Source organism: Caulobacter segnis ATCC 21756 (genome assembly GCF_000092285.1).
Classification (GTDB): Bacteria; Pseudomonadota; Alphaproteobacteria; order Caulobacterales; family Caulobacteraceae; genus Caulobacter; species Caulobacter segnis.
Map to the genome: position 1 here is coordinate 2,122,515 of NC_014100.1, position 14,078 is coordinate 2,136,592.

A 14,078-nucleotide genomic window follows, 5' to 3' on the forward strand; every position below is an offset into this window, starting at 1 on the left:
CGCATCGTGACGGAGGGGGCGTTCTACCCCAAACGCAAAACCGCCCCGAGGCGGGGAGGAGCCTCGGGGCGGTCGCTAGGCCGTCCGCCTGGAGCCCTTTAGCTTTGGATGCGAACATCCAAAGCGTTCAAAAGGGCTCCAAATGTTTGATTCTAGAGCCTGCTGACCCTGGTTAGATGAGCTATCTAACCAGGGCAGGCTCTAGGGGGAGGGGTGCGGACGGCCGCTGCCGGCCTGAGCGTTAGCCGTGCAGCTTGATGGCGGTTTCGGCGACCTTGCGGCCTTGGTAGCGAGCGCCCATCAGTTCGTTCTCGCTGGGCTGACGCGAGCCGTCGCCGCCGGCGATCGTCGTGGCGCCGTAGGGGCTGCCGCCGGTGACTTCGTCCAGGGTCATTTGGCCCGCATGGCCGTAGTCCATGCCCACGATCACCATGCCGAAGTGCAGCAGGTTGGTGATGATCGAGAACAGCGTGGTTTCCTGACCGCCGTGCTGGGTCGCCGTCGAGGTGAAGGCGCCGCCGACCTTGCCGTGCAGGGCGCCGCGGGCCCACAGGCCGCCGGCTTGGTCGAGGAACGCCGCCAGTTGCGAGCTCATGCGGCCAAAGCGCGTGCCGGTGCCGACGATGACGGCGTCATAGTTGGCCAGGTCCTCGACCGTGGCGACCGGAGCCTCCTGGTCGAGCTTGAAGTGGGCGCGTTGGGCGACTTCCAGGGGCGCGGTTTCCGGCACGCGCTTGATGTCGACCTGGGCGCCGGCTTCGCGAGCGCCTTCGGCGACGGCCTTGGCCATCGTCTCGATGTGGCCGTACGACGAGTAGTAGAGAACGAGAACCTTGGCCATGACGGCCTCCTTTGAAGCAGGTTAGGGGGAAAGTTAGGCGCGAGGCTAAGGTTTCCTCGCGCCCAGTTCTTGAATGGAACGTCTAGTCTTGGGCGGCGTCGACGAGCACCAACTCGGCGTCTTCGAGGGCGGTGATGGTCACCACGTCCTCGTCCTTGATGGCCGCGCCGTCGCGGGCGTTCAGCTTGACGCCGTTGACCTCGACGGTACCCACGGCCGGAACTAGGTAGCCGCTGCGGTCCTTGCCTAGGGCGTAGGTGGTGCTCTCGCCCGCCTTCAGCGTCGCGCCCAGAACGCGGGCGTCGGTGCGGATCGGCAGGGCGTCGGCGTCATCGGCGAAGCCCGAGGCCAGGGTGACGAACTTGCCCGAGCGGTCGCCCTTGGGGAACGGCTTGGCGCCCCACGACGGCGCGGCGCCGAAGTTCTTGGGCTCGATCCAGATCTGGAAGATCCGGGTCGTTTCCGGCTCGAGGTTGTACTCCGAGTGGCGGATGCCCGTGCCCGCGCTCATCACCTGGACGTCGCCGGCCACGGTGCGGCCCTTGTTGCCCAGGCTGTCCTGGTGGGTGATCGCGCCGTCGCGGACATAGGTGATGATCTCCATGTCGCTGTGCGGATGCGGCGGGAAGCCGGTGTTGGGGGCGATCTCGTCGTCGTTCCAGACCCGCAACGCGCCCCAGTTCATGTTACGGGGATCGTAGTAGCTGGCGAACGAGAAGTGATGCTTGGCCTTAAGCCAACCGTGGTCGGCGCCGCCAAGCTTGTCGAACGGTCTGCGGTCGATCATGGCTCTAACCTTTCTGTCCCTCTGAAGCGCCGGTCCGGCGCGTCGTGTTGAGGAGAAGATAGGGGACCTGGCTGGATCCGAAATGGAAACTGTTGAAACACATGGTTTCCAAAACTAAGCTACTGGCATGTCCAAGCTTCCCGATCTCGAAGGTCTCGCCGTGTTCGCCAAGGTGGTGGAGCTGCGTTCGTTCGCCGCCGCCGCCGATGAATTGGCGATGTCCAAGGCGACTGTCTCCAAGGCCGTGACCCGGCTTGAAACGCGTCTGGGCGCGCGGCTGTTCAACCGCACCTCGCGCCGCCTGGCCCTCACCGACGCCGGCCAGTCCCTGGTCGAGCGCGCGACGCGCGTCCTGGCCGAGGCGCAGGCGGCGGAGGAGGAGGCGTCCAGCCAGTCCTCGGCGCCGCGCGGCCTGGTGCGGATGGCCGTGCCGATGTCCTTGGGGATCACGACGCTTGGCCCCGTTCTACCGGCCTTCCTGGAAGCCTATCCCGAGGTCTCGATCGACCTGAATCTGTCGGACGCGACCATCGATCTCGTGGGCATGGGTTTCGATCTGGCCTTGCGCGTGGCCGACTTGCCGGACAGCTCGCTGGTGGCGCGAAGGCTGCGGCCGGTCAAGCGTCACCTCGTGGCGTCACCGGCCTACTGGGACCGGCATGGGCGGCCCCACCATCCCGCCGATCTGGCCCAGCATCGCGGCCTGACCTATGGCCACCAGTCGGCGCCGGAGACGTGGCGCTTCCAAAAGGGAAGCGAGGAGGCCGCCGTGCGGCCACGGTCGGTGATCCGGGCCAATAACGGCGACGTCCTGCTGCCGGCGCTGCTGGCCGGGTCGGGCGTGGCGATGCTGCCGGACTTCATCGTCGGCCCCGCGGTGGCGGACGGGCTGTTGGAGGAAGTGCTGACCGACTGGCAGCGCGCGCCGATCGCGCTTCACCTGGTCATGCCGCCCGGCGGCCCTCGGCCCGCGCGGGTCGAGGCGCTGGCGGCCTACATCGCCAAGACGCTGGGTGGCTCGTCGCGATAAGGGGCGGGCTAGAGGCTCTCGACCTGCGCCGGCGTGAAGGCGGCGACCTGCATCGGCGTCATGGCCGCCAGGTTTGTGGCCGACAGCCAATCCAGTTGATTGATGGTCAGGCCCGGGATCTGCGACGGCAGCAGATAGCCGATCTGGGTCGTCGAGAGGCCGGAGATCACGGAGGTGGACAGCGAGCCGATCTGTGTGGCTGTCAGCCCCTGGACCTGGGTCCCCGTCAACTGGGCGAAGGCCGTCGAGGACAGGCTGCGCATCTGGTAGGCCGAGAGGCCCTTCAGCGCCGTCGTGCCGAGGGATGTGATCTGGGTTTGCGACAACGCCGCCAGGTTCGTCACCGACAACGCGGACACCTGGGTCGCCGAGAACGCGGCGATCTGGCTGGTGGCGAACTCGCCGATATCGGTCGTGTCGAGACCGGCGAACTGGGTGGCGGTCAATCCCGTGACCTGGGTCGTCGACAGGCTCTGGAGCATCGTCGCGTCCAGGCCGCTCACATTCGTGGCCGACAGCCCGCCGATCTGGGTCGTCGAGAAGCTTCTGACCTGGGTGCTGGACAGCTCCGCGAAGTCCGTCGCGGTCAAGCCGCGGATCTGGGTGGAGGTAAGCCCCGCCAGCTGAGTGGAGGTCAAGGCGGCGACCTGGCTCGAGGTCAGGGCGCTGATGTTGCTCGCCGACAGCGCGCCCATCTGGGTGGCGGTGAAGCCCGCGACCTGGGTCGGGGTCAGCTCGGCGAAGTCCGTGGTGCTCAAGGCGCTGAGCTGCGTGGTCGTAAGCGACGCCACATAGGTGGCGCTCAGGCCGGCCACCTGGGTCGCCGTGAGGCCGCCAAAGGCGTCCGCGCTCAGCCCGGCCAGCTGGGTGGCGCTGAAGGCTGCGACCTGAGTGTCGGAGAGCCCGGCGGTCTGGGTGCTGGAAAGCCCGCGAAGCTGCGTCGCCGAAAACAGCGTGATGTCGGTGTCGAGATCGGCGATCTGGGGCGCGCTCAGGCCGCCGACCTGGGTCGCCGTCAGCCCCTTGAGTTGCGTGACGCTCAGCGCGTCGAACTGGGTGGTGTCCAGAGCCGAGATCGCGGTCGACGACAGGGCCGCGATCTGCGCGGCCGACAGCACCTGCAACTGAGTGGCCGAAATTTCCGCCACGTCCGTGACGCTCATCGCGCCGATCTGGGAGGCGGTCAGCAGCTTCAGCTGGGTCGTTTCGAGCGAGCCGATCTGCGTGGCGTCCAGGGCGGTGAACTGCGTGGCGTTGAGCCCGCCAATCTGCGTGGCGCTGAGCACGTCCAGCCGGCTGGTGTCCAGCTTGGCCAGCTGGGTCGAGGTCAGGGCGTTCAGCTGGGCCCCGCTGAACGACGCCAGCTGCTCGGCGTCGAAGATCAGGTTCTGGGCGAAAGCCGGAATCTGGGTTGCGGTCAGGCCCTTGACCGCCGTGTTGGACAGCGCCGAGACCTGGCTGGCGGTCAGACCGCTCAGCGCCGTGTTGGTCAGGGCGCCGACCTGGGTGGTGGTGAGCGTCTCAAGCTTGGTGGTCGACAAGCTCTGCACGGTCGTCGCCGACAGGGCGGAGATCTGTGCGGCGGAGAGGTACGAAATCGGCATGGACTCGTTGCCCCAAAATACGCTGGCGCGAATCGTTCGCGCCAAGTCTAGGCCAAGGCGCACAACTCAGCCATGCGACCATGAGGTGCGGTCGCGATGCGCTCCGCCTACCGCTATTGTTGTGGAGGCGGGATAAAACTCTTCTAAGGATCTAGTTGAATCCGCTGGTTACCTTTTAGCCGGCGCGCATGGTCCAGAGGTCGAGATCGGACTCCCGACCGATCAGCGCCAGGCCCGAGGCGATGGACTCGAATTCGCCGCCGCTCTCGATCTTCGAGGCCCCGAAGCGACGCAGGAAGATATCGCGCACCGCCGGCACGAACGAGCTGCCGCCAGTCAGGAACACGCGATCGACGCCGCATTCCGAGAGCCCGGCGCGGTCGAGCGCCTCGGCCACGGCGCCCTCGATGGCGGCCAGTTCCGGCGCGATCCAGCCTTCGAAGTCGGTCCGCTGGACTTGCTTTTCGATCCGGACCGATCCGGCCTCGAACCGGAACGTCGCTTCGTGCTGGCTGGACAGCGCCTCCTTCAAGGCCGAGACCGAGCGGTAGAGGGCGTAGCCGTGATTGCCGTCCAGCACCTCGATAAGGGCCGCGATCTTGTCGGGCTCGACGGCGGTGCGCTCAAGGGCGCGGATGTCGCGCATGTCCTTGGAGGCGCGCAGCAGGGCCAGCTGGTCCCAGCGGGCGAAGGCGGCGTAGTAGCGCTGCGGGATCGGCAGCTTGTTGGAGAACGAACGGTACTCCGACCCCTTGCCCAGCTCGGGCGAGACCAGCTGGTCGATGATCCGATAGTCGAAGGCGTCGCCGGCCAGACCGACACCCGAGCGCGACAGCGGCGTCGAGCGCAGGGTTCCGTCCGCCGCGCGCTGGAAACGCACCAGCGAGAAGTCCGAGGTGCCGCCGCCGAAGTCGGCGACCAGGACCGTGGCGTCCTGCTTCAGCTGTCGCGCGAAGAAGAAGGCCGCGCCGACGGGCTCGTAGGCGTAGCGAATGTCGGTGAAGCCCAGGCGCTGGAACGCGGCCTCGTAGCGGGTCAGCGCCAGGGCCTCGTTCGGCGAGCTCCCGGCGAAGGTCACGGGGCGTCCGACGATGATGCGCGGCGGCAGGTCGGCCATCTGGGCGCCGGCGTGCTCGCGCAGGCGCAACAGGAACGCCGCCAGGAGGTCCTCGAACTGGTAGCGCTTGTCCAGGATGCGCGTCTCGGTGAAGGCGGCCGAGGCGGCGAAGGTCTTGAACGACTGGATGAAGCGCGTTTCCAGCGGCTCTTCCAGATAGGCCTCGATGGCCCAGGGGCCGGCTTCGACGATCCGTTCGCCCTGGACGCTGTGGAAGCTCAGCGCCGAGCGGAAGGCGAAGAGCTCGCGGTTGTCGATCACGAAACGCGTGAGACGCGCGTGGTCGTCGCCGTGCGTCATCGAGACGACGGTGTTGGTGGTGCCGAAGTCGACGCCGATCGTCGGCGCGTGGGCGGCCGTCATGGGAGGCTCGAGGTCCTGGGGAGGGCGGGGCGAGCGTCGTAGCGTCTTCCGTGGCCCCGTCAAGGCCGGCTGGTTGACACCGGACCCCGCGTCGGCTCGAAGAGGCGCGAGCAAGCAGCGGGCGAACCTTGGAAAATTTCGACGTCCTGGTGATCGGCGCGGGCGCGGCCGGCATGATGTGCGCCATCGAGGCGGGCAAGCGCGGGCGCTCGGTGCTGGCGATCGACCATGCCAAGGCCCCGGGCGAGAAGATCCGCATCAGCGGCGGCGGGCGCTGCAACTTCACCAACACCGGCGCGTCGATCCATAATTTCCTGTCGGCGAACCCGAAGTTCGCCCTGTCGGCCCTGCGTCGCTATCGCCCCAAGGACTTCATCGCCCTCGTCGAGCGGTACGGCGTCGCCTATCACGAGAAGACCCTGGGCCAGCTATTCTGCGATGGCTCGGCCAAGCAGATCATCGACATGTTGCTGACCGAGATGAGGGCCGCCGGCGTGACGCTGCGGCTCGAGACCGCCGTGCAGGGCGTGACCAAGGCCGATGACGGCTTCAAGGTGACGCTGTCGTCGGGCGAGGTGCGATGCGCGTCGCTGGTCGTGGCCAGCGGCGGCAAGTCGATCCCGAAGATGGGCGCGACGGGCCTGGGCTACGACATCGCCAAACAGTTTGGGCTGGGGATCGTCGAGACCCGCCCGGCGCTGGTGCCGCTGACCTTCGAGCCCGGCATGCTGGCGCGGCTGACGCCGTTGTCGGGCGTGGCGCTGGACGCCGTGGTCGCGCACGGCAAGACCAAGTTCCGCGAGGGGATGCTGTTCACCCACCGGGGCCTGTCGGGCCCCTCGATCCTGCAGATCTCGTCCTATTGGCGCGAGGGCGACGAGATCCGGGTCGACATGGCGCCGGGCGTCGACGCCCTGGCCGCGCTGAAGGCGGCCCGCACCGCCACGCCGCGCCAGGCGGTGGCGACCGTGCTGTCGACCCTGCTGCCCAAGCGCGTCGCCCAGGTGATCGCCGAGGAAGAGGCGGCCGGGAAGGGCAATATCGCCGACTGCTCGGACAAGGTGCTGGGCCGGCTGGCCGCGGCGGTCAACGCCTGGACCTTCAAGCCGGTGGGCTCTGAAGGCTATCGCACGGCGGAAGTGACGCTGGGCGGGGTCGACACCGACGACCTGGATTCCCGCACGCTGGAGGCCAAGGCCGTGCGGGGACTCTATTTCATCGGCGAGGTGGTGGACGTCACCGGCTGGCTGGGCGGCTATAACTTCCAGTGGGCCTGGGCGTCGGGCTGGAGCGCCGGGCAGGTCGCTTGAAGTTCCTCCACCGCAGGGCGGGGGAGGTGGCCCGAAGGGCCGGAGGGGGCTAGTTCGGCAAAGTCTCCAGCTCGCCCCCTCAGTCGCTCCGCGACAGCTCCCCCGCGTCGCGGGGGAGCATCTTTTCTCTAACTACTTCTTCTTGAACGGCTTACCCGCCGGCTTGCCGCCGGGCTTAGCGTCGAAGCTCTTGGCCTTGAAGGGCTTGGGGCCCTTGAACGGCTTGGCCGGGCCGTCGTCGCGCTTGCCGGCGTACGGCTTGGCGTAGGGCTTCGGACCCGCCGCGTTGTCGCTGAAGCTCTTCTTGAACGGCTTTTTCGGCCGCTCGCCGTCCTCGCGCGGGGCGCGGGGCTTGAACTCGCGGGCCGGAGCGTCGGCGCCGGCGTCGTGACGCGGCTTGAAGGCGCGCTTGGGAGCGCCTTCGGAGTCCTGCGGCGAGTACGGACGCGGCGCGTCGTTGTCGCGCGGCGCGCGCGGCTTGAAGTCACGCGGCTTGTAATCGCCCTTGGGCTCTTCGCCTCGGCCGTAGGGCTTGGCGTTGCTCACGCCGTCGTCGCCGTAGGGACGGGGCGCGCGCGGCGAGCGCGGACGATCGTCCTGATCGCGCGGCGTATAGGGGCGCGGGCCATCCTCGCGCGGCGCGCGCGGTTTGAACTCGCGACGCGGCGCGTCGGGATCGCGCGGCGGACGTTCGCCGCGCGGCGCGGGCGCCGTGGTCGGGGTGATCGAGACGTCTTCGCGCACCGTCGACTGCACGGCCGCGCCGAACTTGGTCGCCGCCTCGGCCGAGATCTCGAACTTGGTGTCGTAGTCGAAGATCCGGATCGCGCCGATGTCCTTCTTGGTGACGTGGCCCAGGCGGCAGATCATCGGGATCAGCCACTTGGGATCGGCGTTGCCGCGACGGCCGACGCTGATCCGGAACCACTCCGAGCCTTCCATGCTGACGCGCGGCTCGCGCTCGGGACGCTCGCCCGGCTCGCCGGTGCGCAGGCGCGGACCCGGATCGGCGCCGTGGCGCGGGTCGTCATAGATGTCCTCGGGCGAGGGCAGCTTGGCGCGGCGGGTGCGGATCAGGGCCGCGGCGATCTCGACCGGCGTGCGCTTGGCAAGCATGGCCTCGGCCAGGGCGATGTCTTCCTCGGTCGCGGCCTCGGCGAAGATCGGATCCTCGAGCAGGCGCTCCTGGTCCTTCTCGCGGATCGAGTCGGCGCTGGGCGCGCCGCCCCAGTCGGCCTCGACGCCGGCCGCGTACAGCAGCTGCTCGGCCTTGCGACGGCGGGTGTAGGGGACGACGAGGGCGCTGACGCCCTTCTTGCCCGCGCGGCCCGTGCGGCCCGAGCGGTGCAAGAGCGTGGCTTTGTTGATCGGAAGTTCGGCGTGGATCACCAGGCCCAGGTCGGGCAGGTCCAGACCGCGCGCGGCGACGTCGGTGGCGACGCAGACTCGGGCGTGGCCGTCGCGCAGGGCCTGCAGGGCGTCGGCGCGCTCGCGCTGGCTCAGCTCGCCCGACAGGCCGACGACCGCGAAGCCGCGCTCGCGCAGCTTGTTGTGCAGGCCGCGGACGCTCTCACGGGTGTTGGCGAACACCAGGGCGCCGGGGGCTTCGAAGAAGCGCAGCAGGTTGACGACGGCGTGCTCGACCTCGTTGGGGGCCACGCGCACGGCGCGATATTCGATGTCGCGGTGCGGCTCGTTGCGGCCGATGGTGTCGATGCGGACGGCGTCGTTCTGATAGCGCTTGGCCAGCTCGACGATGTCGCGGGCCAGGGTGGCCGAGAACAACAGGGTCCGGCGCTCGGGCGGCGCGGCGTCGAGGATGAACTCCAGGTCCTCGCGGAAGCCCATGTCCAGCATCTCGTCGGCCTCGTCGAGGACGGCGACTTGCAGCTTGGACAGGTCCAGGTGGCCGCGTTCGATGTGGTCGCGCAGACGGCCGGGCGTGCCGACGACGATATGGGCGCCGTAGTTCAGGGCGCGCTGTTCGCGACGGGCGTCCATGCCGCCGACGCAGTTGACGACCACGGCCTTGGCCTCGGCGTAAAGCCAGGTCAGCTCGCGGTTGACCTGCATGGCCAGCTCGCGGGTCGGGGCGATCACCAGGGCCAGCGGCTCGGCGGCCTGGCCGAAGGTCTCGGCCTCGCCAAGCAGGGTCGGGGCGGCCGCGAGGCCGAAGGCGACGGTCTTGCCCGAGCCGGTCTGGGCGCTGACCAGCAGGTCGCGGTCGGCGGCGTCGGCGGCCAGCACGGCGGCCTGGACGGGGGTGGGCTCGGCGTAACCCTGAGCGGCGAGAGCCCGCTCAAGAGCGGGGTGGGAGGCGGGGAAGGGCATATGGGTCCAATTCACGTCTGCGGCCGCACACAAACACGCGCGGCTCGCGCCATGACCAAATCGGGCCCCTTTGAAGCCTTGAACGCTTCCCTCGGACCGCTTCTTGGTCGAATTCCAACAAAAATAGCCCCCTTCCGCCGCCGAAGCGACACGAAGGGGGCTCGATGAGCGGCCTTATGCGCTTGTTGCGGCGCAAAAAGCAAGGGCGGTGGGAAGAGGGGGCGGCCTAGGCCAGGCCGGCGCCCTGATCGCGACGCTCGGCGAGCTCGCTCGACAGGCGCGCGACGCCGGTGGTCAGAAGGCCCAGCATCGCCATCATCAGCGCCTCGGCCAGGCCCGGCGCCAGGATCGGCAGGCTGGGCGTGACGCCCAGATTGGCCACGCCGACGGCGCCGGCCAGAAGGGTGTAGGTCGCCGCCGCGAAGCCCAGGGGCAAGGCGCTGCGAGCGATGGCGTGAAGCCACTTCGTGTCGCGCCGGGCCAGGGCCAGGCCAGGGCCCGCGATGAGACCGGCCAACAGGATGATGGCGATCAGCTTCACCGGGACGGCGGCGTTGGAGAAGATGGCGACCAGCGTCAGCGACTTCTCGGTCGCGGCCTGAGCGGGGGTGTCGAGGAATATCGCGCCGAGCGCGGCGAGGGTGACGTGGGACAGACGCATGGCGATCTCCTTTCAGGTGATTACGACTGTAAAATCACCGGGAGGGTTACGCTTGTAAATTTCGATGTCAATCCTGATTGCGGCGGCTAGTTAGCCGACGCCGGTGGCCCCCACCTGACCACGCTCCGCGTGGTCGTCCGCCCCCGGAGGGGGCAGAAGAGGCGCGCCCTTTCTTCCCCCTCCGGGGGAGGAGCGCCGTAGGCGCGGAGGGGGCAAGTACGAGCGTTCGCGGCGCTCTATGATCCGCGTATCCGAAATCGAACCAAGCGATTTCAATCACTTCTCACTTTTCCACGCCGCTGGATCATCCGCGTTCAAACCCCGCTCATACTGATCTCACCCGATGGCTTGGAAGGGACGTCCGGCCGGCGATCGTGACGGCTGTCGGGGGTGGTCGAGCGGGAAGCGCTCGCCGGTCTTCTTTCGGGAAGGCGTCTTCGCGGCGGATCCAGGAGCAGGCTCCCTGAAATATCGGGACGAAGCCCTGGCGGCGGAGACTTCGGCGACGCGGCAGGTTCGGGCTGAAATCGCCCGGGCGTTCCGGGACCGGGGTCGTCGCCCCGGCCCGCCCGTCGGGGGCCTCTTTCGGAGGCGGGTTAAAACCCCGCGAGTCGAGGGCTCACCGGATAACGGCCACGCGGAGCGTCTGGCTTCGTCGAAACGGTACACACACTTCAAACCTCCGGACGGATGTCCGGCGCTCCGCGTCCCTTTCCATCCCTTCAGCGGCAAGCCGCGTGAAGCGTCGAAGTCGTGCGTCTAGAGCATCAGCCCATACAGCCGACGATCGCGGCGTTCGCCGTCCCGATGCACCGAGCCCTTCAGATAGCCTTCGGGCTTGAAGCCCAGCTTCTCCAGCAGCCGCTCGGCGTGATCGCCGATGTGAGCGCTGGCCACCAGGCTCTTCAGGCCGTCGCTGGCGGCGTGGGCGAGCAGGGCCGTGACGGCCTCGTAGCCGAAGCCGCGGCCCCAGTTGTCGCGGGCGATCACGAAGCGGATTTCGGCGCGGCCGTGGCGGCGGTCCAAGTCTATGAACTCGCAATAGCCGAGGAACAGGCCGCTATGGGTATGGCGGATCGACCAGTAGGCCGCCTCGCCGGCGGCCATCTGCTCGACCTGGTAGGCCACGCGTCGGGCGACCTCGTCAGGATCCTCGATGGGTTCCTGGTCGAGATTGGACATCACCTCGGCGTCGCTCAGGAACGGATAGACCCGCGGGGCGTCATCGACCGTCAAGGGGGCGAGGGTCAGGCGGGTTGTCTCGAGAATCATGCGGTCCAATATCTGGGGCTGGAAGGCTTATGGAAACGGGACTTTGGGACTTGCGTCGCGGCGCGCGCTTCCCAGCTATGGCGCGGAGGCGTCTCTAGTGGTAGAGGGGCCGCTTCGTTTTTCGCGCGACCTTTTGACCGCGCCCGGCTTGAGAACACATTCGTCATGCTCATCGGCGTCCTGCTGGCCATCAACATCGTCGTCTGCCTCGGCCTGATCGGGGTGGTCCTGCTGCAACGCTCCGAGGGCGGCGCGCTGGGCATGGGCGGCGGTTCGTCCAGCTTCATGACCGCTCGCGGCGCCGGCGACCTGCTGACCCGCATCACCTGGATCCTGTTTTCGATCTTCCTGCTGATCAGCCTGACGCTGACCATCCTGACGGGCCGCCTGAACAGCGGCGGTTCGGTGGTGGATCGCCTGGACATTCAGAACCTCGATTCCAAGGCTCTCAACGCCGCGCCGGCCGCTCCGGCTCCCGCTGACGCCGCCCCTGGGCCGATCCAGGCTCCGGCGCCGCAACTGAACACGCCGGCGCCGACCGCGCCGCAGCCCTCGCTACTGGCCCCGGCGCCTCAGGCCCAGCAGCCGGCCAAGAAGCCGGCGGCCCCCACGGCCAACAAGCCGGCCGAGGCCCCGACGCCCACGGTCGCCGCGCCCCCGGCCGAGCAGCCCAAGCCCTAACCGCTTCCCCTCGGAAGCTTTCGTCCGACCCCCGAGGGCAACCCGGGGGTCGAAACTTGTTGATGAACGCAGGTCTTTTCACCGGCGTCGTCGAATCACGAGTAATCTGATCGCCCATGACGCGGTACATCTTCATCACCGGCGGCGTGGTTTCCTCGCTTGGCAAAGGTTTGGCCTCGGCGGCGCTTGGCGCGCTGCTGCAAGCGCGCGGCTACACGGTCCGTCTTCGGAAGCTCGACCCCTATCTGAACGTCGATCCGGGCACGATGAGCCCGTATCAGCACGGCGAGGTCTTCGTGACCGACGACGGGGCCGAGACCGACCTTGATCTGGGCCACTACGAGCGCTTCACCGGCGTGTCGGCCAACAAGGCCGACAACATCACGACCGGCCAGATCTACAAGACGATCATCGAGAAGGAGCGCCGCGGCGACTATCTGGGCGCGACCGTCCAGGTCATTCCGCACGTGACCAACGAGATCAAGGACTTCGTCCTGTCGCCCGCCATGGACGAGAGCGGCCAGAAGGCGGTCGACTTCGTGCTGGTCGAGATCGGCGGCACGGTGGGCGACATCGAGGGTCTGCCGTTCTTCGAGGCCATCCGCCAGCTGCGCCAGGACCTGCCGCGCGGCCAGAGCTGCTACGTGCACCTGACGCTGCTGCCGTTCATCAAGACGGCCGGCGAGATGAAGACCAAGCCGACCCAGCACTCGGTCAAGGAGCTGCGCTCGATCGGCATCCAGCCGGACATCCTGCTGTGCCGCTGCGAGCAGGAGATCCCGCCCGAGGAAAAGCGCAAGATCGCCCAGTTCTGCAACGTGCGGCCCAGCGCGGTCATCCAGGCGATGGACTCCTCGTCCATCTACGCCGTGCCGATTGACTACCACGAGCAGGGCCTGGACGCGGAAGTCCTGGACGTCTTCGGCATCCACGACGCCCCGGCCCCGAACCTGTCGCGCTGGAAGGCGATCGACGACACCGTCCAGCACCCCGACGGCGAGGTCACCATCGCCGTGGTCGGCAAGTACACGGTGCTGAAAGACGCCTACAAGTCGCTGATCGAGGCCCTGCATCACGGGGGGCTCGCCAACAAGGTCAAGGTCAACCTCGACTGGGTCGAGAGCGAGACCTTCGAGGGCGACGAAGGCGCGGCCGCGGCCCGTCTCGAGAACGCCCACGCCATCATGGTGCCCGGCGGCTTCGGCGAGCGGGGCGCGGAAGGCAAGATCCGCGCGGCCCAGTTCGCTCGCGAACGGAAGGTGCCGTACTTCGGCATCTGCTTCGGCATGCAGATGGCCGTCATCGAGACTCTCCGGAACGTCGCCGGCGTCAAGGACGCCAGTTCCAGCGAGTTCGGCCCGACCGCGCGTCCGGTGGTCGGCATCATGACCGAGTGGATCAAGGGCAACGAGACCGTCCAGCGTCGCGCCAATGACGATCTGGGCGGGACCATGCGCCTGGGGGCTTACGACGCCGTCCTGACGCCCGGCTCGAAGGTCGCCGACATCTACGGCGCGACCGAGATCAGCGAGCGTCACCGCCACCGCTACGAGGTCAATATCGGCTACGTCCACCTGATGGAGGACGCCGGCCTGAAACTGACCGGCCGTTCGCCCAACGGCGTGCTGCCCGAGATCGTCGAACGGGACGACCATCCTTGGTTCATCGGGGTCCAATATCACCCCGAACTGAAGAGCCGCCCGTTCGCCCCGCACCCGCTTTTCGCCAGCTTCATCGCCGCCGCGAAGGAGCACGGACGCCTCGTCTGATCACGAGGTTGCATCCTCCAACAGATTCGGGCATAAGCGCGCCCTCACGCGGCGACCTGGGCATTGCCCGAGTCGCCGCTCTCGATTTTCACGCTCAGCGAGCAGAGTCACTTCGATGGCCGTTCCCAAAAGAAAAACTTCGCCTTCTCGCCGGAACATGCGCCGGTCGCACCACGCCCTGGGCGCTAACTCGTTCATCGAGGACAAGGACACCGGCGAACTGCGTCGTCCGCACCATGTCGATCTGAAGACCGGCATGTACAACGGCAAGCAGATCCTGACGCCGAAGGAAGACTAAGGTCTTTCTTCCGT

At 67.8% G+C, this 14,078-nt stretch carries 12 protein-coding genes and 1 pseudogene; 5 read left to right on the forward strand and 8 right to left on the reverse strand.

Annotation, left to right across the window (positions count from 1 at the left end; genetic code table 11):
- Positions 1–241: 241 nt before the first annotated feature.
- Both wrbA and CSEG_RS09815 read right to left on the reverse strand, forming a co-directional pair.
- Positions 242–841 (reverse strand): NAD(P)H:quinone oxidoreductase, encoded by a 600-nt coding sequence (wrbA, locus tag CSEG_RS09810; protein WP_013079080.1) that lies wholly within the window; start codon positions 839–841, stop codon positions 242–244.
- An 82-nt stretch (positions 842–923) separates the two neighbouring features.
- Positions 924–1,628, reverse strand: a complete 705-nt coding sequence (locus tag CSEG_RS09815) for a pirin family protein (protein ID WP_013079081.1) — start codon at positions 1,626–1,628, stop codon at positions 924–926.
- Positions 1,629–1,755: 127 nt separating this feature from the next.
- On the opposite strand from CSEG_RS09815, the gene CSEG_RS09820 reads away from it, so the two are divergent.
- Entirely contained in the window at positions 1,756–2,658 is a 903-nt protein-coding gene (locus tag CSEG_RS09820; protein ID WP_013079082.1) for a LysR family transcriptional regulator, read from the forward strand.
- Positions 2,659–2,666: 8 nt separating this feature from the next.
- On the opposite strand, the gene CSEG_RS09825 is transcribed toward CSEG_RS09820, so the two are convergent.
- Together CSEG_RS09825 and CSEG_RS09830 are read right to left on the reverse strand one after the other, a co-directional pair.
- The gene (locus tag CSEG_RS09825; RefSeq protein ID WP_013079083.1) at positions 2,667–4,262 is read right to left on the reverse strand and encodes a hypothetical protein; all 1,596 of its coding nucleotides are present in this window, start codon (positions 4,260–4,262) and stop codon (positions 2,667–2,669) included.
- Between the two features lie 175 nt (positions 4,263–4,437).
- Complete coding sequence (locus tag CSEG_RS09830) at positions 4,438–5,742, reverse strand: Hsp70 family protein (RefSeq protein ID WP_013079084.1); 1,305 nt, start codon at positions 5,740–5,742, stop codon at positions 4,438–4,440.
- Positions 5,743–5,870: 128 nt separating this feature from the next.
- On the opposite strand from CSEG_RS09830, the gene CSEG_RS09835 reads away from it, so the two are divergent.
- Positions 5,871–7,052, forward strand: a complete 1,182-nt coding sequence (locus tag CSEG_RS09835) for a BaiN/RdsA family NAD(P)/FAD-dependent oxidoreductase (RefSeq protein WP_013079085.1) — start codon at positions 5,871–5,873, stop codon at positions 7,050–7,052.
- A gap of 132 nt (positions 7,053–7,184) precedes the next feature.
- Here the strand turns inward: CSEG_RS09835 and CSEG_RS09840 are convergent, their stop codons facing one another.
- The 4 genes and pseudogenes from CSEG_RS09840 to CSEG_RS09850 form a co-directional block, all read right to left on the reverse strand.
- Complete coding sequence (locus CSEG_RS09840; RefSeq protein ID WP_013079086.1) at positions 7,185–9,383, reverse strand: DEAD/DEAH box helicase; 2,199 nt, start codon at positions 9,381–9,383, stop codon at positions 7,185–7,187.
- 226 nt (positions 9,384–9,609) lie between these two features.
- Entirely contained in the window at positions 9,610–10,044 is a 435-nt protein-coding gene (locus CSEG_RS09845; RefSeq protein WP_013079087.1) for a hypothetical protein, read from the reverse strand.
- Positions 10,045–10,664: 620 nt separating this feature from the next.
- Positions 10,665–10,788 (reverse strand): annotated as a pseudogene (locus CSEG_RS23285) (hypothetical protein); the annotation flags it as partial.
- A gap of 15 nt (positions 10,789–10,803) precedes the next feature.
- A complete protein-coding gene (locus CSEG_RS09850) occupies positions 10,804–11,316 on the reverse strand; it encodes a GNAT family N-acetyltransferase (RefSeq protein WP_013079088.1) in 513 nt (170 codons plus the stop codon).
- Positions 11,317–11,481: 165 nt separating this feature from the next.
- Here CSEG_RS09850 and secG point away from each other — a divergent pair, with 165 nt between their 5' ends.
- The 3 genes from secG to rpmF all read left to right on the forward strand — a co-directional run bounded on the left by secG (position 11,482) and on the right by rpmF (position 14,064).
- Complete coding sequence (gene secG / locus CSEG_RS09855; RefSeq protein ID WP_013079089.1) at positions 11,482–11,997, forward strand: preprotein translocase subunit SecG; 516 nt, start codon at positions 11,482–11,484, stop codon at positions 11,995–11,997.
- Between the two features lie 116 nt (positions 11,998–12,113).
- Positions 12,114–13,766, forward strand: coding sequence for a CTP synthase (locus CSEG_RS09860; protein WP_013079090.1), 1,653 nt, complete (start codon positions 12,114–12,116; stop codon positions 13,764–13,766).
- A 115-nt stretch (positions 13,767–13,881) separates the two neighbouring features.
- On the forward strand, positions 13,882–14,064 hold the full coding sequence (gene rpmF, locus CSEG_RS09865; RefSeq protein WP_010919589.1) for a 50S ribosomal protein L32: 183 nt from the start codon (positions 13,882–13,884) through the stop codon (positions 14,062–14,064).
- Positions 14,065–14,078: the final 14 nt, after the last annotated feature.

What these genes read in the sequence shown, in the direction of transcription:
- wrbA (WP_013079080.1), bottom strand. Translation starts at nt 841, where the DNA reads ATGGCCAAGGTTCTCGTTCTCTACTACTCGTCGTACGGCCACATCGAG.
- CSEG_RS09815 (WP_013079081.1), bottom strand. Translation starts at nt 1,628, where the DNA reads ATGATCGACCGCAGACCGTTCGACAAGCTTGGCGGCGCCGACCACGGT.
- CSEG_RS09820 (WP_013079082.1), top strand. Translation starts at nt 1,756, where the DNA reads ATGTCCAAGCTTCCCGATCTCGAAGGTCTCGCCGTGTTCGCCAAGGTG.
- CSEG_RS09825 (WP_013079083.1), bottom strand. Translation starts at nt 4,262, where the DNA reads ATGCCGATTTCGTACCTCTCCGCCGCACAGATCTCCGCCCTGTCGGCG.
- CSEG_RS09830 (WP_013079084.1), bottom strand. Translation starts at nt 5,742, where the DNA reads ATGACGGCCGCCCACGCGCCGACGATCGGCGTCGACTTCGGCACCACC.
- CSEG_RS09840 (WP_013079086.1), bottom strand. Translation starts at nt 9,383, where the DNA reads ATGCCCTTCCCCGCCTCCCACCCCGCTCTTGAGCGGGCTCTCGCCGCT.
- CSEG_RS09845 (WP_013079087.1), bottom strand. Translation starts at nt 10,044, where the DNA reads ATGCGTCTGTCCCACGTCACCCTCGCCGCGCTCGGCGCGATATTCCTC.
- CSEG_RS09850 (WP_013079088.1), bottom strand. Translation starts at nt 11,316, where the DNA reads ATGATTCTCGAGACAACCCGCCTGACCCTCGCCCCCTTGACGGTCGAT.
- secG (WP_013079089.1), top strand. Translation starts at nt 11,482, where the DNA reads ATGCTCATCGGCGTCCTGCTGGCCATCAACATCGTCGTCTGCCTCGGC.
- CSEG_RS09860 (WP_013079090.1), top strand. Translation starts at nt 12,114, where the DNA reads ATGACGCGGTACATCTTCATCACCGGCGGCGTGGTTTCCTCGCTTGGC.
- rpmF (WP_010919589.1), top strand. Translation starts at nt 13,882, where the DNA reads ATGGCCGTTCCCAAAAGAAAAACTTCGCCTTCTCGCCGGAACATGCGC.